This window comes from Aquimarina sp. AU119, from assembly GCF_900312735.1.
Classification (GTDB): Bacteria; Bacteroidota; Bacteroidia; order Flavobacteriales; family Flavobacteriaceae; genus Aquimarina; species Aquimarina algiphila.
Map to the genome: position 1 here is coordinate 93902 of NZ_OMPF01000004.1, position 17509 is coordinate 111410.

The 17509-nt window shown below is 31.8% G+C and carries 22 protein-coding genes; 2 read left to right on the top strand and 20 right to left on the bottom strand.

Features of this window, described 5'->3' with window-relative positions; all coding sequences use genetic code 11:
* Nucleotides 1–96: 96 nt before the first annotated feature.
* From DK442_RS04995 to DK442_RS05070, 17 genes are all read right to left on the bottom strand, one after another.
* Nucleotides 97–726, bottom strand: a complete 630-nt coding sequence (locus tag DK442_RS04995) for a LysE family translocator (protein ID WP_109434765.1) — start codon at nt 724–726, stop codon at nt 97–99.
* A 145-nt stretch (nt 727–871) separates the two neighbouring features.
* Nucleotides 872–1591 carry a class I SAM-dependent methyltransferase gene (locus DK442_RS05000; RefSeq protein WP_109434766.1) on the bottom strand — a complete coding sequence of 240 codons (720 nt, stop codon included), beginning with the start codon at nt 1589–1591 and terminating at the stop codon, nt 872–874.
* Nucleotide 1592: 1 nt separating this feature from the next.
* A complete protein-coding gene (locus DK442_RS05005) occupies nt 1593–2231 on the bottom strand; it encodes a hypothetical protein (protein WP_109434767.1) in 639 nt (212 codons plus the stop codon).
* A 77-nt stretch (nt 2232–2308) separates the two neighbouring features.
* On the bottom strand, nt 2309–2875 hold the full coding sequence (locus tag DK442_RS05010; protein ID WP_109434768.1) for a Crp/Fnr family transcriptional regulator: 567 nt from the start codon (nt 2873–2875) through the stop codon (nt 2309–2311).
* A gap of 59 nt (nt 2876–2934) precedes the next feature.
* Nucleotides 2935–3630, bottom strand: coding sequence for a M949_RS01915 family surface polysaccharide biosynthesis protein (locus tag DK442_RS05015; RefSeq protein WP_109434769.1), 696 nt, complete (start codon nt 3628–3630; stop codon nt 2935–2937).
* A 27-nt stretch (nt 3631–3657) separates the two neighbouring features.
* A complete protein-coding gene (locus tag DK442_RS05020; protein WP_160114054.1) occupies nt 3658–3843 on the bottom strand; it encodes a hypothetical protein in 186 nt (61 codons plus the stop codon).
* 119 nt (nt 3844–3962) lie between these two features.
* Nucleotides 3963–4181 carry a hypothetical protein gene (locus tag DK442_RS28110; protein WP_160114055.1) on the bottom strand — a complete coding sequence of 73 codons (219 nt, stop codon included), beginning with the start codon at nt 4179–4181 and terminating at the stop codon, nt 3963–3965.
* A gap of 92 nt (nt 4182–4273) precedes the next feature.
* Nucleotides 4274–4963, bottom strand: coding sequence for an SGNH/GDSL hydrolase family protein (locus tag DK442_RS05025; RefSeq protein WP_235010908.1), 690 nt, complete (start codon nt 4961–4963; stop codon nt 4274–4276).
* A gap of 10 nt (nt 4964–4973) precedes the next feature.
* Entirely contained in the window at nt 4974–5411 is a 438-nt protein-coding gene (locus DK442_RS05030) for a GNAT family N-acetyltransferase (protein ID WP_109434771.1), read from the bottom strand.
* 50 nt (nt 5412–5461) lie between these two features.
* Nucleotides 5462–6007, bottom strand: a complete 546-nt coding sequence (locus DK442_RS05035; RefSeq protein WP_109434772.1) for an NADPH-dependent FMN reductase — start codon at nt 6005–6007, stop codon at nt 5462–5464.
* Nucleotides 6008–6044: 37 nt separating this feature from the next.
* Complete coding sequence (locus DK442_RS05040; protein WP_109434773.1) at nt 6045–6494, bottom strand: GNAT family N-acetyltransferase; 450 nt, start codon at nt 6492–6494, stop codon at nt 6045–6047.
* Nucleotides 6495–6523: 29 nt separating this feature from the next.
* The gene (locus DK442_RS05045; protein WP_109434774.1) at nt 6524–7060 is read right to left on the bottom strand and encodes a GNAT family N-acetyltransferase; all 537 of its coding nucleotides are present in this window, start codon (nt 7058–7060) and stop codon (nt 6524–6526) included.
* 78 nt (nt 7061–7138) lie between these two features.
* On the bottom strand, nt 7139–7426 hold the full coding sequence (locus DK442_RS05050; protein WP_109434775.1) for a UBP-type zinc finger domain-containing protein: 288 nt from the start codon (nt 7424–7426) through the stop codon (nt 7139–7141).
* Nucleotides 7423–9087, bottom strand: a complete 1665-nt coding sequence (locus tag DK442_RS05055) for a response regulator (RefSeq protein WP_109434776.1) — start codon at nt 9085–9087, stop codon at nt 7423–7425. The genes DK442_RS05050 and DK442_RS05055 overlap by 4 nt, the downstream gene beginning before the upstream one ends.
* A 16-nt stretch (nt 9088–9103) precedes the next feature.
* The gene (locus DK442_RS05060; RefSeq protein WP_109434777.1) at nt 9104–9940 is read right to left on the bottom strand and encodes an aldo/keto reductase; all 837 of its coding nucleotides are present in this window, start codon (nt 9938–9940) and stop codon (nt 9104–9106) included.
* A 10-nt stretch (nt 9941–9950) separates the two neighbouring features.
* The gene (locus tag DK442_RS05065; RefSeq protein ID WP_109434778.1) at nt 9951–11339 is read right to left on the bottom strand and encodes an ATP-binding protein; all 1389 of its coding nucleotides are present in this window, start codon (nt 11337–11339) and stop codon (nt 9951–9953) included.
* Between the two features lie 73 nt (nt 11340–11412).
* A complete protein-coding gene (locus DK442_RS05070) occupies nt 11413–12072 on the bottom strand; it encodes a flavin reductase family protein (protein WP_109434779.1) in 660 nt (219 codons plus the stop codon).
* Between the two features lie 53 nt (nt 12073–12125).
* Here DK442_RS05070 and DK442_RS05075 point away from each other — a divergent pair, with 53 nt between their 5' ends.
* Both DK442_RS05075 and DK442_RS05080 read left to right on the top strand, forming a co-directional pair.
* On the top strand, nt 12126–12926 hold the full coding sequence (locus tag DK442_RS05075) for a bifunctional 2-polyprenyl-6-hydroxyphenol methylase/3-demethylubiquinol 3-O-methyltransferase UbiG (protein WP_109434780.1): 801 nt from the start codon (nt 12126–12128) through the stop codon (nt 12924–12926).
* A gap of 208 nt (nt 12927–13134) precedes the next feature.
* Nucleotides 13135–14499 (top strand): NAD(P)/FAD-dependent oxidoreductase, encoded by a 1365-nt coding sequence (locus tag DK442_RS05080; protein ID WP_109434781.1) that lies wholly within the window; start codon nt 13135–13137, stop codon nt 14497–14499.
* A 99-nt stretch (nt 14500–14598) separates the two neighbouring features.
* On the opposite strand, the gene DK442_RS05085 is transcribed toward DK442_RS05080, so the two are convergent.
* From DK442_RS05085 to DK442_RS05095, 3 genes are all read right to left on the bottom strand, one after another.
* A complete protein-coding gene (locus DK442_RS05085; RefSeq protein ID WP_109434782.1) occupies nt 14599–14790 on the bottom strand; it encodes a hypothetical protein in 192 nt (63 codons plus the stop codon).
* A 294-nt stretch (nt 14791–15084) separates the two neighbouring features.
* A complete protein-coding gene (locus tag DK442_RS05090; protein WP_109434783.1) occupies nt 15085–16449 on the bottom strand; it encodes an aldehyde dehydrogenase in 1365 nt (454 codons plus the stop codon).
* A 45-nt stretch (nt 16450–16494) separates the two neighbouring features.
* On the bottom strand, nt 16495–17421 hold the full coding sequence (locus tag DK442_RS05095) for a sterol desaturase family protein (protein ID WP_109434784.1): 927 nt from the start codon (nt 17419–17421) through the stop codon (nt 16495–16497).
* Between the last annotated feature and the right edge of the window lie 88 nt (nt 17422–17509).

Sequence of the window (17509 nt, forward strand, 5' to 3'; positions counted from 1 at the left end):
AAAGAATGAGTTTTAATTGTCATGCTTCTTGTCGGTTATTTTTTAGTGCGCTAAGTGATGTGAATTTATTTTTCTTTCTTGATTAGAAGTTTCAAATTAAGTGTTTGTACGTTTTACCATAGACAATAGTAAACCACTACATATTAGTAGTGTTCCGATAATTTTATTCTGTAAATGAATTTTCTCTTGATCTTCGAGATATTTCTTCAATCTTGATGCAAATTTGACATAAACAAATAAGCAAATTCCATCAATGATCAAATACGTGATTCCAAGAATAATAACTTGAGGAGCAAATGCTAGGTTTTGGTCAATAAATAATGGAAAAAGAGCAGCAAAAAATACAATTGCTTTTGGATTTGAAGCAGACATAAAAAAACCTTCGTTATATAGTTTTAAAAAGCTTTTATTTTGATTGTTTTTTTTAAACTCTCCAGATTTGGGAGCAGATATGATTTTCGTCACTCCCATATAGATTAAATAGCCAACACCTACCCATTTTATAAGACTAAAAACTTCTCCTGAAGAAATTACTATGGATGCTAAACCTAAAGACGATAAGACTATTTGTATAGCATTTGCAGATAAATCACCCAATATAGTACCTGTTGCTTTTTGTGCTCCATGGCTCATACTATTTGCTGATGCCAAAAGAACACTTGGGCCTGGAGTCACTCCAATAATTAAGACCGTACCGATAAAAGAAATCCAGAGTGTTGTATTCATATTACTATAGCTTTTGTACAAAATATTTGTATGCTCTAAAATACAACAACTAATTTTATGTTCAATAGACAAAAAATGGTTGAGGTTATACACCCCAACCACTATTGTTTAAAAATTATTACAATGTTTGTATACTATCTATTATTTATGTCTTTGGTTTTTTGATGGCCCTAATGCACATAAAAGCAGGGAATTCATTGAGCTCTTTATAATGTTTTGGATCGAGTTTTTCGAATTCTTTTAGAGGTTTAGGTTCAATTAACTTGTCAATATAAAAACCATTATTGGTTAACGGCATAATACATTCATGAAGAGATCGTCTATAACTATGAATTTCAATTGGGTTGCCAAAACCTGACCATGTGCATTGTACAGGTTCAATATCAAAATACCTTGTTGATTTAAAATAAATATATTCAAAAAAAGGATGCTCAATAGAAATGACTAAGTGACCATTTGGTTTTAAAACTCTATAAAATTCTTGGATGGTTGTATTCCAATCTTCAATATAATGCATAGCTAATGCACATAACACAATATCAAAAGACTCGTCATTAAGTGTTTTAAGAGGTTTTGTTAGGTCATGCACAAAGAATGTTGCAGAATTATGGTTTCTTTCTTTGGCATATTTTATCATTTGAGGACTTATATCAAATCCAACTACATTGGCCTCTTTTGATATTAATATTTGAGCATATTTTCCTGGCCCGCAGGCAGCATCAAGAATTGATTTTCCTTTTACATCAGTAAGTAAACTAAGTGTATTTGGCCTGTCATAATATGCATTATGCGGTTTATGATCGATTAGAGCATTATAATTTTTAGCTAATTCTTCATAAGCTTGTTTGATTTTTTTCTTACTCATATTAGTGTTCTTTAGATAATGTTAATGATAGGCCAGATGACAGTATCCAACCTGCCAAACTAAAAACGAATACTCTGAAACCGATTAAACTCGTAAAGACAAATCCTGTAATGGCTCCAATAATAGATAAAAATATTAGTAAAACACCAAAATAGCCAATCCACTTTGGAAACTTATGTGAACGAATAATTATCCATGAATAAAGCATTATTGCTAAACAGCACCCTACAATAAATATATAATCTAAAGGCTTGTTTATAGCAAAACTATATGCCATTATAGGTTTTAAAACAGAAGAATTCTGTGAGATTTTATCAGCATATTGACCAAGAAAATAGGGGAGAGTTAGTCCATTAACCAGAGCGGCAAACATCGCAGCAATAAGACCAAATACCATAATGATAAAGGCCAGTATTGATGTCCTCCACGGATTTAAAAGTTTATTTGTAAGACCATAAAACCCAAATAAAATAACAGGAAGACTGAGTATAGCTAATGAGTGAGTGATTGTTATTGAGTTTGAAATCGAAATAATTTTTTCTATACTACCTCCAGATGGATGTAATACCATCGTTATGATAATTAAAATAGAACCTGTGATAAGAGAGATTCCTGTGCTTTTGTAAAATTGATGTTTCATTGACTTGATATTTATTTTGAACGTCAAATATCAAATGTTTTTAAAGGAATAGCACTTGATCGAAATCAAGAAATGAATTATGGTTTTAAAAACCGTTTTCTAACTCTGCTTAATGTTTCAGGAGTAATTTTAAGGTAAGAAGCAATTAGTTTTTGTGGAAACCTTTGAATTAATTCTGGTTTGTTTTTTAGTATGTATTGATATTTCTCATCAGGGGTATAATCATTGTCGAAAAGATCAACACGAGATGTAGCTTCTTCTAAAATCTTACCCATCTGAAGAAATGATTGTGATTTTGCAATTAGTTTATGAATAGCATCAATAGAAATTTCATAAACAGAACTATTTTCAAAGGCTTGTATGAAAAATTGAGATGGTTTTCGAGATGTAAAGCTTTTGTGATTAATAACCCAATCATCCGCTACATTCAAATCAATTATATTTTTATCGAGATTAGCATCTATATTATATTGATAAAAACTTCCTGTGATGATAAAACAAAAGGATGAGCAAATATCTCCTTTTTTTAATAATATTTCATCTTTTTTTAAAGTTCGAAATTGAAGTTCTTCTTTAAGAAGTGCTACTTCTTTTTCAGAATATGTTCCTGTATTATTAAGAAACTTTAAAAGTGAATTATTCATTTCGGTATGTGGTTTATCTTTAAAAGTTTCAATACATATTTTGAGGTCAAAATATAATACTAATTTTCATCAAACCATAGTTCTTTATTTTTCATAGCGGTTTCCCATCCATAAGGAAAAATACCATGATTATTTTTTGTAATGAGCTCCATGATGTTTGTTGCTCTATTTTGAATTGGAATAGGTAAGGCATAAAATTCTTTATCTACCTGAGTATTGCGCTCATCGTCATGTACTCCATTTTTATGTCGGATTGCTCTTTTCTTACCTTTATAAAAAATAAGTATTTTAATTCTTCCGTCGTCATACTCATTCATTGCAAGTGTTCCATAAGTAAGAATCGGATCTACTAATCCATCTCCATCATAATCTTTTATTTCAAAATATTTTGTCCAAAAAGAGATATAATACTCTTCAGAATAGTTGTCTTCGAGGAAAAAATCTCGTATCATCCATTGTTGGGTGTAATTTCCATTTTCAACTTTAAAATTGAAAGCTTTAATGGCATCAAAGTATTTTTTTTTACCTTCAATTTTGTATTCTTTTTCAGTCATTACAATCATATAAATCCCAGACTTGTCCTGATACTCGTATACACGAAAAATACCATAATCGATATTTAATTTATCTTTTAAGGTATTTGTGAAAATTGAATCAACCTCATTTTTTGATAGTTGTTTGCTTGTGATTTCAAAGGTTTGTCCAAAACAAAAAACACTAGTTGTTATACATATTATGATTAGAATACTTTTCATTTCTTATTGTCTTGTTCTTGCAAAAAATTAATTCTTTATTGTATGTAAAAGATTTAGAATATTTTCCTTTTTATCGATACTATCATAGGCTCCTTGTACAACGTATTCAAAAACTTTATCTTCTTCCTGATAGGTTATATAAATAATAGCTTGATTTACAGTAGTGATATCCATTTCTTTTTCATAATGATAGGTATATATCGATTTCCTCATTTTTCTTAAATGATACATTTTATGCCTTCTAAGATGAGTGCGAAAATTCGCTCTACGAACACTTATATCTTGTCCTATATTAATTTGATTGGCTTCATTACCTTTATATAAAATCTCTTCTACTTTATAATGATGTATGGGATGTAAAAATTGGGTCCGGACATTAATCCTTTTTTAACTTTTTCTTCTTGTTGTACAGAGAATGGATTGTTCTTTTTTACTTTAACTACAATGGTGGATGGACGTTGTAGAATATCATGTAATGATACAGATACTCTTCTATCTCTGGACATAGGTAGACATAATATTAAAGTGAATACTAATGATATAAGTTTCATATAATGAATTTATTACATATAAATAGTCAAATATACTTCTTGAATATGAGGTATGTTATACTGTTTTCAGTGAAAAGGAAGTATCTATAATTTTATTGATTGACTAATTTGATCATCAAATGGAAAGATTTTTTATCCTTTACCCACTTTTTATACTTTTTAAATTGTAGTTCGCTAAGGTTTTTGTCTGGATAAAGCCCATGAAAAATAGTTAATGCGGCCAAAAAACTACCAGCTGTTGAAGGATGAAAATTATCATAGTCGTATAGATTTTGGAAATTATTATGTTTCTCATACTCCTTCCAGAGCACTCCAACTGGAAATAGGAGGGATTGATTAACTTTTGCAGCCTCTTTATGATTAGCGATTACTCCATCAAATGTGTAATAGTACTGTTTGGAGGGCCAGACCATAAAAAAGCCAAATTTTGTATTTTTTTCTTGACAGACAGATTTGATTTTTGCTCCGTAGGTCAATAACATTTTCTTTCCAAGAGGTTGAGAAGAAGGACCTTGTTGTGCAATGACATAATCAAAAGATTTTTTGCTCATTATTTTTTGAAAAGTACCATCGATCCAATGGTCTTCTAAAGCATAATTGGGAAAACATAATGTCGTACTTTTTATCGATTCGTCGCAGTTTTTTGCCATATATTCTAAGATCTTAGGGAGATTATTAGAATATGTAAGGCTGTTACCCAAAAACAATATTTTTTTAGTTTCGGTTTGTGAATTAATTGAAAGTGTCCATAAAAGAGTAAAAATGATGTGTAATGGTCTCATACTTTTAATGCTATAGCTCTCGTTCCATCAAATATAAATCTAACCCTTTTCCCCAGTAGTCATTTTCGATTTGAATAAGTCTGTAATCAAACTTTTCAAAGAATCGATAGGCCAATTGAGAAGTGGTTACTACGAGTTTTTTTAGTGTAGAATCAGATTTTAATTGAGTTATTGCATATTCTACCGCTTTTCTTCCTAATCCTAGTCCAGAATAATCAGGATGAAAAAATATCCATGTAACTCGTCCAGAATGGTCACTTTCTTTTATGTAATACCCAACTCCTCCGACAATCTTATTTTCATATTCTATGGTTAGATAAGTATGTCCATATTGATGTAGGTATTTTTTAAAATCATCTACTTCTTTTGGATCAAAATATTGAGGTGTATTAAGCTTAAAAATCGATATTAATTCTTCGTTGTCTGATAGGGTGTATGGGCGTATCATGTTAAGCTTTTTAAAGAATGATTAACAAGAATATTCTGATTGGTATTAAGTTAAGAATTTGTGTTTCCTATTAACTCATGAAATGAAATTACAAAATTTTCTATTTCGATTTTTGTTTTTTCATCCAAAATGTTCCCTTTCTGATCTATTTTGCCTTTAATTCCTTGTATTAATAAAGTGGTGTCGTCAATAAAAATAGCTTCAATACTCTCCATTATTAATTTAAGCTCTTCGTGACCTTTTAATCCACTGGCAGAAGCAGTAATAAGTCCAACAGGTTTGTTAGAGAAAGCGGTTGTGGAGATACACCATTCAATGGCATTTTTTAAACGACTTGGAATGCTAAAAACATATTCTGGAGTACAGATTAAAATTCCGTGAGCATTGGATATAACATTTCTAAATTGGGTTATACGTTCTGGCGTATTATGATCTGTCAGTTCTGTTTTAAAATGTGGTAATTTTGTTAGATCATTAAAAAAGATAAAGTTAAACTCATTTTTCATTAATTCTGCAACGTGCTTAATCAACTTTAAATTGGAAGAGTTATCACTTGCACTGCCATTAATTGCAACGATGTTTTTCCTTTTTGACATTTTTTCTCTTTTTTATTAATGAACGGATTACTGATTTTTACTTTATTGTGTCTAATTGCATATATAATATTGGATATGGTTTACCTGAAGCATCCAGTGCAGATCGGTCAAAGATTTTAAACCCATGATGTTCATAAAATTTGAGAGCTTGTTGATTGTCTTCGTTTACATCTACCTTGGTTACATTTAATTTCTTGATAGCATATTGCAATAAAGTTTTTCCTACTCCTTTTCCTATGAAGTTAGGATGTATAAACAACATTTCGAGATTTTGTTCAGCAACACCCAGAAATCCGATTATTTTCATGTCGTTATTCCTAACACATTTTAGATTCACAGCTTTGAGATATTCATTTAAGATCAATGGTTTAAAATATAATATATCTTCTTCTTTTAAAAAATGATGTGTAGCTCTTACCGAAGCTTCCCAAATATCAACAAGCTCTTTATATTCTGATTCTTCTACGTTGTAGATTTTATATCCCATTTGATTGCTGTATTGTTTTCATAATTGATTTAGCTCATATTGTATTTTTTCACAGCATTTTCATTTAGAATAAAGTATCGATGTTCATCCCAGATTTGATTATTCTTAAATACTGCTTTTTGGAATATAGCTTCTTTTTTGTAACCATTTTTCTCAAGTACATGCATTGAAGCTGTATTATATTCAAAAATCCCAGCATAAATTCTAATTAAATTTAATTTTTTGAATCCGTAATGAGTTATTAGGGCTACCGCTTTAGTTGCAATTCCTTTGCCCCAGTATGGCTCTCCTATCCAATATCCAATTTCTGCAGATCGTTTATAAATATCATCCTGAACAATAAGACTAATAACACCACAGAGTTCGTCATTAAATACAATGGCTAAAGCTTGCCTTGGAAGCTTTTCTTTTGTGCCTAATATAAATGTTTCTGCATCATTTTGATCATAGGGATAAGGGATGTAATCTCTTACATTATCCCATATTTTTTTATTATTGATAAGCTTTGCTACTTTTGGTTTATCTGATACTATAAGTTCTCTTAATCTAACGTTATTATCTTCCAAATTTGATTTAATTCTTTTGCGGTCAGTTGATACTTGTTCTTTTAATACCTAATAGTAATTTAAAGACTATAGGTTCTCCTATTCATACTCCAAAAATGATTTATGCTCATAGCACCAGGCCCATTTTTCTTTTGGCTCTGCTGAGATGATAACAGAATGATTTTTATATGTCTGGTAGTGATGACTTGCGTGTTTATTTGGGGAGGAATCACAACAAAGAGTTACTCCACATTCTTGACAAGTTCTTAGATGTACCCAATTATCTCCTGTCTTGATGCATTCTACACATTGATAACGATCATCTTTTTTGATGTTAGCTGTATTAAAATCCTCTAGATGCTCACATATTTTGGTTCGTAGTTTCATATCTCTGCTAAGTATTCATGTACAAATTTAATAGCCATTGCGCCTTCTCCAACAGCAGAAGCGACTCTATTCATAGCTCCTGCACGTACATCTCCTGATGCAAATATGCCTGGGCTACATGTTTCTAATAAAAAGGGTTCTCTGTTTTTTTTCCAGATTTGTTTAAAGTTGTTATATCGAGTAAGATCTCTACCGGTTTCAATAAACCCTCTTTCATTTTTGATAATATCTAATGCTAACCAATCTGTATAAGGTCTAGCTCCAATAAAAATAAATAAAGCATCAGCTTTTGCCTTTTTTGTTTCAGAAGTTGCACTGTTTAAAAGCTCTAACTCTGTTAGTCTTCCATCTGTTCCTGTAGCTTCTGTAATATTAGTATGACCTAATAATGTGATATTATCAATGGCATCAATTTGGTCGATAAGATAGCTAGACATACTACTTGTTAAATCTTTTTTACGGACAGCTATGTATACATTCTTTGCAAACTTAGAAAGATATACCGCCGATTGCCCTGCAGAATTTCCTCCGCCTACTATAAAAACTTCTTTATTGTTACAGGCCTGGGCCTCGGTCATTGATGAGCCATAATAGATTCCTGCTCCGGTATATTCATCAATACCTTTTGCTTCCAGTTTTCTATAATTTACTCCAGTTGTAATTACTACACTTTTGGTACTAATACATTGTCCATTACCCAATGTTATGTTTTTATATCCATCTTTTTCTGAAATAGAAGTTACTTCCTGCGGAGATAAGAATTCTATACCAAATCGTTTAGCCTGTGTAATGGCTCGATGTGTAAGTTCCTGTCCACTTAATCCATTGGGAAATCCAAGATAGTTTTCTATTCTAGAACTGGTACCAGCCTGTCCACCTGGTGCGTGTTTTTCAATTAATAATGTTTTTAGTCCTTCTGAGCCACCATATACAGCTGCGGCTAAGCCAGATGGTCCTGCTCCAATAATAACCACATCATAAAGCGTATCTTTTGGGTGTGCATTAAGCCCAAGAGCGGTTGCAAGTTCTACAATATTGGGGTTTTTATAACACTCTCCATCAGCTAATGAAACAACAGGCAAATCTGAAGTTGTGAGCTTATGAAGCTCTATAATTTCTTTGGCTTTATCACTGGTTTCTACATCTAACCACTGAAAAGGAAATAAGTTAGCAGATAAGAAATCTTTAATATCATGAGATTTTGGAGAAAACTGATATCCTAAAACTTTAATTCCTTCAAATTCTGGTTGAAAATCTAATTGCCAAACATCTAATAAATCATTAAGTGTTGGATATAGTTTTTCTTCGGGAGGATTCCAGGGTTTTGTTAGATAATAGTCTAACTGCACATCATTTATAGCTTTGATTGCAGCATCGGTATCAGAATATGCTGTAAGTAATACTTTTTTTGCGCTAGGATAAAATTTCTTGGCTTTAGTCAAAAATTCCACGCCTAACATTTCGGGCATCCTTTGATCAACTAAAAATAATGCTATAGTTTCATTTTTCTTTTTCAGATCTTCTAATGCTTCTAAAGCATCATTTGCCGAATCTGTACTCATAATTCGATACGTCGCACGATACTCTGACTTAAGGTCCCTCGTAACCGCTCTTAATACTTGAGGATCATCATCTAGTGCAAATATGATTGGCTTTTTCATATGCTTTTATACTTTTTTAGAAATTAAAATTATCAGGATCCGGCCCGGTTCTTTGGTTTTTGTCCAATGCATCGATAAAATTCATATCAGTATTTGATATTTCAAAATCAAAAAGAGCAGCATTAGAGATGATTCGTTTTTGCTTAACCGATTTAGGAATAGTAATCACTCCTTTTTGAAGGTTCCATCTTAAAACAATTTGAGCAACAGTTTTGTTATATTTTTTTGCCAAGTCATCTAATATAGATAATTCAAAAATTTTCCCTTGCATCATTGGAGACCATGCTTCGTATTGGATTTGAGTCTTCGTACAAAAATCAATTAAATCCTGTTGTATCAAGTGTGGATGAAATTCCATTTGATTTACCATAGGTACTATTTCAGTCTTCGATATAAGATCTTCTAAATGATGTTTCATAAAATTACTGACTCCAATAGCTCGTATTCGTTTTTCTTGATATAACTTTTCAAGAGCTTTCCAGGTTTCTACATATTTATCCTTGACAGGCCAGTGTATTAGATAAAGATCCAGGTAATCTAATTGTAATCTATCCAGGCTTTCTTCAAAAGCTTTTAGAGTAGTATCATACCCTTGATCTGCATTCCATACTTTACTAACGACAAAGATTTCTTCTCTGGGAACAGAAGAGCTTTGTATTGCTTTACCAACACCCTCTTCATTTTTATATATGCTTGCTGTGTCAATATGGCGATATCCCGTATCTAGGGCCCAATGAATAGCATCAATGACTTCGTTGTCATTATCCGCCAGATAAACACCTAATCCTAAATAAGGCATTTCTACACCGTTATGTAATGTAAAAGCCCCTTTTATGTCTGTGATTTTTTTCATCTATATATGATTATTGAATGGGTAAACATACGGTAAAAGTAGTGGTTCCTTGTTGCGAGCTTACTTTGATATCTCCATTATGTTGATTAATGATCCGTTGTACTACTTCTAAGCCCATTCCTGTGCCTTGTCCTATGCTTTTGGTAGTAAAAAAGGGATCAAAAATCTTACTAAGATGCTCCTCGGGAATTCCTTTACCATCATCTGTAATGTCTATTTTTATAAAACGATTGTCTTGATTTGTTTTAATATGCAAAGTGCCAGAATGCTCCATAGCGTCAATGGCATTGTCAATAAGGTTAGTCCAAACCTGATTGATATCACTTACAAATATCTTTGGATGCGGGAGATCTTTTTGAAAGTCTTTTTCTAATTGTATGTTTTTCTTTTTTAATTTATGATTTAACATGGTGAGCGTACTTTTTATACCAGTATGGATATTCGTTGCAATTTTCTCTGGAGCTTGATCCATATGGGTATAACTCTTAACGGACTGTACGAGATTAGAAATTCTGTCTGACGCTTCTTCTATTTCATCGACCATTTTTTCTGTGGTCAAAACATTCTCTATCCATTCTATTGCATTCGGAAAATTATGGTCACCTGTGATTTGATGAATTTCTTTCATTGCCGGGATCTCCATACAAAAATCCAGCAGGGTTTCAGTTAATTCGAACGCATTTTCTACACCATGATCTTCCAACCATTCTTCTAATTGATCTTCTTTTTCATTACGCTCTATTAGTTTCATGTTATTCTCAGGACGATTACTAATTTTGTTAAAAAGTATCGTATTTAAGGCATCTACTTCTTTTTCTGAAATTTTAATTGAAGTAATCCTTTTAAATTTTTCTGGGACATGACTTAAATGCTTTTTTAGTTCTTTGGCACTTCGTAACATGGCAGAAGCAGGATTATTAAGTTCATGAGCTAACCCGGCAGAAAGTTTACCTAATGCCATCATTTTTTCTGATTGAACATTGTTTTTGGTGAATTCTCGCACTCGAGAGGTCATATTATGAACCAAGCTTTCTGTAAGTTCATAATGATCAGAAATCATTTCTTTAAAGAATGATTTTTTAAGAACGAGTATTTCAGTTTCTTCAATAGCCTCTCCATATCCCAAAGCAGAACTAGCTCTTGAAAAAGGAAGTAGCCCACCAATACCATGTTCTTCAATAAACCCTACAAATTTATAATTACCATTTTGTTCGATTTTGATTTCTACTTTTCCTTTTAGCATAATTAAAAGCGTATCAATAGGGTCTCCTTTCTTAAAAACATATTCACCTGCTTTAAAGATTTCGGTTTGAGATTTATCAATCAGCCATTGTAATTGTTTATGGGGAACATGTATAAAATCCGGAATTTGTTGAAGATGCTTTGTGGTGAATTTCATTTTCTAAAATTAATCAATAAAAAAACCCTTTGCAATACTTGTCAAAGGGTTAATTCTTAAGGTTTTTATAAAATTAAGAATCTTTATTTTTAGGTTCAATATGTAGCGATTTTGTTTCTTGATCTGGTTTGGCATATTGAAAACGTTCTAATAGCTTTGGTAAAGCATATCCATCTAGTCCAATGCAAGATACGGTTTTAGCTTTATCTAATTGAACCCATCCATCAGGATGTATGATATCTTCATTAAGATAAATATGCTCAATAGCACCTATGATTAGAATAGTATCATTTTCTTTTATGAAATATTCATTAACATACTTACATCCTAGTTGTATAGGGCTGTCTTTTACATAAGGAGCATAAAAATTGTCAAGATATACAGGGTCAAGGTTTGTTTTGTCAAATTCAGAAATACTTTCGTCATATTTGGCAGAAGTATGGTGCGCATCAGCAATGATATCCTGTTGCACTTGATTCACTGTAAAAAAACCACTTTCTTTTAAGTTTCTATATGTGTTTCTAGGAACAGTTGTTGGCCTAAGTATAAAACCTAACATTGGAGGATTACTTCCGATATGCACAATAGAATTAAAAATTGCCACATTCGTGATTTGGTTTTTGCCTTTGGTAGCAATTAAATTGCATGATTTATAACCTGTACAACTATTTATAAGGTTAGCTCTATGCCGAGAAGGCATTTCTGTAAGATTTTGTAATGTATAGTGATTCATTATATTTATAAAGAAATAAAATTACCATTCAAATCTAATTAAACTCATAAGTAATGTCTAAAGAATTCGATGAATATTTTGAAACCAATAAACAGACATGGAATGAAAAAGTGGCTGTTCATGCTGCAAGTGATTTTTATAATATCGAGGATTTCAAAAATGGAAAAACTTCATTGCAATATTATGAAATAGAAGCATTAGGAGATGTGTCGGGAAAATCTTTATTACATCTTCAATGTCATTTTGGTCAAGATACCCTTAGTTGGAGTAGGATGGGGGCAAAATGTACTGGTATTGATTTATCCGAAAAAGGAATAGAATTGGCAAAGAACTTAAATTCTGAGTTAAATCTTAATGCAGAATTTGTGAGTTGTAACGTACTGGATACTTCTCTATATATTAAGGATAAATTTGACATTGTTTTTACAAGTTATGGTGTTATCGGTTGGTTGCCGGATTTGAAACCCTGGGGTAAAATGATTGCCGAACGTCTAAAACCTGGGGGAACTTTTTATATGGTAGAATTTCACCCTATTGTATGGATGTTTGATTACTTAGAGGAAAAACCTGTTATGAAATATGGTTATCATCAAAAAGAGGTTATTTATGAAGAATATCAAGGCACTTATGCTGATGAGAGTTCTAAAATGGTTAGTAAAGAATTTGGGTGGAATCATGGATTGGGAGAGGTAATCTCTTCTCTTTCTGAAGCAGGATTGACTATCCAATCCTTAAATGAGCATGATGGATCACCTTATGAAATATTTCCTGGTTTGGTTAAAAATAAAAAGGGAATGTATGTAACAAAAGATAAATTATATCCTTTGATTTTTGAAATTAAGGCAAGGTTGTAAATTTTGATTGCAAGAACAGTAGGGTATCTGGTAACTTATACCTTATGATCATGTCCTTAATTCACTAATAATCGTTACATTTACCGAAGGTTTTGATGCTTGCATATACTTTTATAAAAGTAAAGTAGACCCTGTTGGATGCATTAAAACTCGAATCTTCTTCAGGATTGTATGTACTATTCCAACGGTTGTTAATAGCAATTAATGTATGCAAACAAAAAATATTGCAATAGTAGGGAGTGGACTTGTAGGTTCATTACTCGCTATATACTTAAGAAAACGCAAGTATGAAGTTACAGTTTTTGATAGAAGACCTGATATAAGAACTATAGAGTTTAGTGGTCGTTCTATTAATTTGGCTATGTCAGTACGAGGATGGAAAACTTTGGATAAAATTGGAATTGGCGATACTGTAAGAGAATTATCTATACCAATGCATAAACGTACAATGCATTTAACAGGGGAGCCAATTTATCATCAACATTATGGTAATGATGGAGAAGCTATCTATTCTATTCCACGAGGAATTTTAAATAGAAAAATGATTACCCTTGCCGAAGATGCTGGGGTGGTTTTTAAGTTTAACGAGAAAGTCTGGGATATAAATTTACCCGAAGCAAAGATTTATACTGGAGAAACAGAAAAAAGTGAATGGAAAGAATATCAATATGATATTGTTTTTGGTTGCGATGGTGCTTTTTCCAGGGTTAGACATAAGATGCAACGAAGAAGTAGATTTAATTATTCTCAAAAATTTCTGGATACAGGATATAAAGAACTTGGTATTCCCGCATATTTAGATGGAACCCATAGACTAGATAAAAATTCACTTCATATATGGCCACGAGGTAAATTTATGCTCATCGCTTTACCAAATTTGGATGGTAGTTTTACATGTACTTTATTTATGCCACATGAAGGAGAAGACTCTTTCGAAATGTTAACCAATGATAATGAAGTTAAGAAATTTTGGGAAATTAATTTTCCCGATACTCTTGATTTGATGCCTGGATTATTAGAAGATTTTAGAAATAATCCAACTAGTGCCTTAGTAACTACAAAATGTTATCCTTGGTCATATTGGGATAAAGTCGCTTTGGTAGGAGATTCGGCTCATGCAATTGTTCCTTTTTATGGACAAGGAATGAATGCTGGTTTTGAGGATATTTCTGTCTTAGATGATATTATAGAAGAATTGGGAGATGACAATTGGCAAGATATTTTTGAAACCTATCAAGAATCCCGAAAGTCTAATGCCGATGCTATTGCAGAGCTGTCATATCGCAATTTTATAGAAATGAGTAGTAAAACGGCAGATCCGGATTTTCTTCTACGAAAGAAAATTGAGAAGCGATTTTCTCAAAAATATCCAGAAAAATGGTTGCCACTTTACTCCAGAGTCACATTTAGTCATAGACCATATGCAGAAGCTCTTAAGATTGGAGATCAGCAGGCAGAAATTATGAGTAAAGTCATGCAGATGAATAATATCGAAACTATTTGGGATACAGAAGAGGTAGAACAATATATATTGAATCTCTTAGAGGTTAAAGACTTCAAATTACAGAGTTAAAGTTAAAATAATAAAAAAGGAGTCATAATTTCATAAAACTATGACTCTTTTTTTATTTCAGATCAGAGATGCTATATAATTCCTCAGAAACGTATGGATCTAAGCATAACACCCTGCATTAGCAAGACATGGAATAAAACAATCAAAAAACTCTGGCCTCGATGGAGAGGCACATGATTGTCTACAAGCATCTCTAACTTCAAAACAATTTGTTCCTCCAATAATACTAGTGGTCTCCTTACGTTCTAATCGGCGATAATTAGATTGCTTTAATTGCTCAAATTTTTTCATGGTTTTAAGTTTTAAAAGTGGATATTCAATATTATATTTCTATATTTTTTTTAGATAAATCTTAAGAAAAATAGGTTAGAATTGAATGATATACAGAATGATAAAAGAACAAAGTAAATTTTTAGTATAAGATTGTTAAAATAAAAATTAAAAATACAGAATTGTGTATTCTAATATACAATATTTTGGACCTCTATTCTTTATTTGTTTTTAAGAAATTCTATGTTTAACAAAAGTTTAAAAGCTTGATTTTAATTTTGTTAAATAATTGTGAGTCGTTTTATTGACGTTGTATTATCCAATAATTCGTTTTAACCATTTAAGTTTTTTGTCACTATATGGAGAATATTTTAAATTGAGTTCTATCCAAAATGGTTTTTGCAGAATACTTTTATAATGAGAGAATGTTTCGAATCCATATTTTCCATGATAATTTCCAATTCCACTATCACCAACTCCTCCAAAAGGAAGTGACTGCTCTGTAAAATGCATTACGGCATCATTTACTGCTCCTCCTCCAAAAGAAATTTCATTTAGGATTTTATTTTTTATGGTCTTATTTTTGGTGAATACATAACAAGAAAGAGGCTTGGATAATGTTTTTACCTTTTCGATTGCTTCTTCTATGGTTTTGAAAGATAGTATAGGAAGAATAGGTCCAAAAATTTCATCTTTCATTATTTTATCAGAGAATTCTACGTTTTTCATAATTGTAGGCGATATAACACGTTCTTCTACGTTACATTCTCCACCAACATATATTTTTTCTTTATCTATTAAATCTTTAAGTCGATCAAAATTTTTGTCATTAATGATTTGAGTATAGTTATGGTGATCAACATGATAAGCTGCTTTTTCGATCTCCGCTTTCATTGCGGTTAATAAGGAGTCATGAATACTAGAATCAACAAGAACATAATCTGGAGCGATACAGGTTTGCCCAGCGTTTAAATATTTGGCCCAAACCAAACGTTTTGCAGTCATATTAATATTTACATCTTTGGTAATAATAGCTGGACTTTTTCCTCCCAATTCTAAAGTTACAGGAGTAAGATGTTTTGCAGCTGCTTGATACACAATTTTTCCTACAGGTAAACTTCCGGTAAAGAATATTTTGTCGAATCTAATTTGTAATAATTCGGTTGTTTGTTGCACTCCGCCTTCTATTACTTTAAAAAAAGAAGGATCAAAATTCTGATTAATAAGTTGAGCCATTGCAGCCGCAGTATTGGACGGAAGTTCACTAGGTTTAAGAATAACAGTACAACCGGCAGCAATTGCTGCTATGGCAGGACAAAGAGACAATTGGTATGGGTAATTCCATGCTCCAATGACTAGTACAGTACCATATGGTTCTGGTATGATATAACTTTTTCCAGGAAGATTAGTTAATCCTGTAGAAGCTTTCTTTTTTTTTGCCCATTTCCTAACGTTTACTAAAGCAAGATCAATTTCATGATAAATTATAGATAGCTCAGTCACATAAGTTTCAAATTTAGATTTTTTGAAATCTTTGTAAATAGATGAATAAAGCAATGCTTCATTTTTCTTTAAAACATTTTTTAATCGTTTTAATTCATTGATTCTAAATTGAATATCTTTCGTAGTATTCGTATCAAAAAAACGACGCTGCTCATCTATAATAGGCTGAAAATTCATAACTATAATTGTAAGTATTCTTGAGAACTTTAAATATAGTTATTTTTATAACGCTTTTTGTTTTTTAAGTTCTCTTTGCATCTGTTTTACGGTAAGTGTACTTCCATCATGACTCCATCCAGGAGGGCCAAATATGTACATGAATTTGTGATACCAGTTTTTGGATTTTTTGGTATCATTCCAAATGTCTTTATATTCATGAGTAAGGATTACCCAGGGATTATATGAGTTTGGGGCATGAGTAACACCATATTGTATTTCAATATTTTCATCTAATGGTTTCCAGGTACCAAATATTCTATCAAAAATATTTAAAAATCCACCATGATTTTTATCCATGTATTCTACATTTTTGGCATGATGTACCTGATGCATGGTATGCGTATTAAATATTGTTTCTATAAAACCCATTTTTGGAATATAGACAGAATGAAGTTGAAATTGCCATAATGCTTCAATTCCTAGGCATACCACTACCATTTCTGGAGGGAAACCTATCGCTGGCATCCACATATAGAATAGTGGTTTATATAAGAGAGTAAACCATCCATTACGTACTGCGGTACCAAGGTTAAAGTTATCAGAGGAATGATGTACAATATGTGCTGCCCATAAAGCCCTTACCATGTGATTTTGTCGATGGAACCAATAATATGTATAATCATCAGCAAGCTGACATAGAAGCCAAACATACCATGCATATCCAAAAGATTTCCATCCCATAATGTTAGTTCGAATTCCGTCGATTTCGGGATTGAAAAACTCATAAACAAAATGAAAAAGGACAATTGAAAAAACGGTTTTGATCAGAGGACCTAATATAGCAGATCCAACACCCATAGTGAGACTTGCTGTTAAATCTTTCCAATTGTATAAATTCTTATGGTCATGAGTTTTGCTATAGGTTAATTCCAATAAAATTAGACCTAAAAAACAAGGTACTCCGTAGACCAAGGGGCTAGTAAAATCCATCTTTCTTTTTCTATTTATTCCGGGGGCGGAATATAGTGAGAATTTCTTAGTAAACCTTTAACAAAGTACCTGTAATTACAGAAAAACT

Coding starts and splice junctions, on each gene's coding strand:
- DK442_RS04995 (WP_109434765.1), bottom strand. CDS start 726: ATGAATACAACACTCTGGATTTCTTTTATCGGTACGGTCTTAATTATT.
- DK442_RS05000 (WP_109434766.1), bottom strand. CDS start 1,591: ATGAGTAAGAAAAAAATCAAACAAGCTTATGAAGAATTAGCTAAAAAT.
- DK442_RS05005 (WP_109434767.1), bottom strand. CDS start 2,231: ATGAAACATCAATTTTACAAAAGCACAGGAATCTCTCTTATCACAGGT.
- DK442_RS05010 (WP_109434768.1), bottom strand. CDS start 2,875: ATGAATAATTCACTTTTAAAGTTTCTTAATAATACAGGAACATATTCT.
- DK442_RS05015 (WP_109434769.1), bottom strand. CDS start 3,630: ATGAAAAGTATTCTAATCATAATATGTATAACAACTAGTGTTTTTTGT.
- DK442_RS05020 (WP_160114054.1), bottom strand. CDS start 3,843: ATGAGGAAATCGATATATACCTATCATTATGAAAAAGAAATGGATATC.
- DK442_RS28110 (WP_160114055.1), bottom strand. CDS start 4,181: ATGAAACTTATATCATTAGTATTCACTTTAATATTATGTCTACCTATG.
- DK442_RS05025 (WP_235010908.1), bottom strand. CDS start 4,963: ATGAGACCATTACACATCATTTTTACTCTTTTATGGACACTTTCAATT.
- DK442_RS05030 (WP_109434771.1), bottom strand. CDS start 5,411: ATGATACGCCCATACACCCTATCAGACAACGAAGAATTAATATCGATT.
- DK442_RS05035 (WP_109434772.1), bottom strand. CDS start 6,007: ATGTCAAAAAGGAAAAACATCGTTGCAATTAATGGCAGTGCAAGTGAT.
- DK442_RS05040 (WP_109434773.1), bottom strand. CDS start 6,494: ATGGGATATAAAATCTACAACGTAGAAGAATCAGAATATAAAGAGCTT.
- DK442_RS05050 (WP_109434775.1), bottom strand. CDS start 7,426: ATGAAACTACGAACCAAAATATGTGAGCATCTAGAGGATTTTAATACA.
- DK442_RS05055 (WP_109434776.1), bottom strand. CDS start 9,087: ATGAAAAAGCCAATCATATTTGCACTAGATGATGATCCTCAAGTATTA.
- DK442_RS05060 (WP_109434777.1), bottom strand. CDS start 9,940: ATGAAAAAAATCACAGACATAAAAGGGGCTTTTACATTACATAACGGT.
- DK442_RS05065 (WP_109434778.1), bottom strand. CDS start 11,339: ATGAAATTCACCACAAAGCATCTTCAACAAATTCCGGATTTTATACAT.
- DK442_RS05070 (WP_109434779.1), bottom strand. CDS start 12,072: ATGAATCACTATACATTACAAAATCTTACAGAAATGCCTTCTCGGCAT.
- DK442_RS05075 (WP_109434780.1), top strand. CDS start 12,126: ATGTCTAAAGAATTCGATGAATATTTTGAAACCAATAAACAGACATGG.
- DK442_RS05080 (WP_109434781.1), top strand. CDS start 13,135: ATGCAAACAAAAAATATTGCAATAGTAGGGAGTGGACTTGTAGGTTCA.
- DK442_RS05085 (WP_109434782.1), bottom strand. CDS start 14,790: ATGAAAAAATTTGAGCAATTAAAGCAATCTAATTATCGCCGATTAGAA.
- DK442_RS05090 (WP_109434783.1), bottom strand. CDS start 16,449: ATGAATTTTCAGCCTATTATAGATGAGCAGCGTCGTTTTTTTGATACG.
- DK442_RS05095 (WP_109434784.1), bottom strand. CDS start 17,421: ATGGATTTTACTAGCCCCTTGGTCTACGGAGTACCTTGTTTTTTAGGT.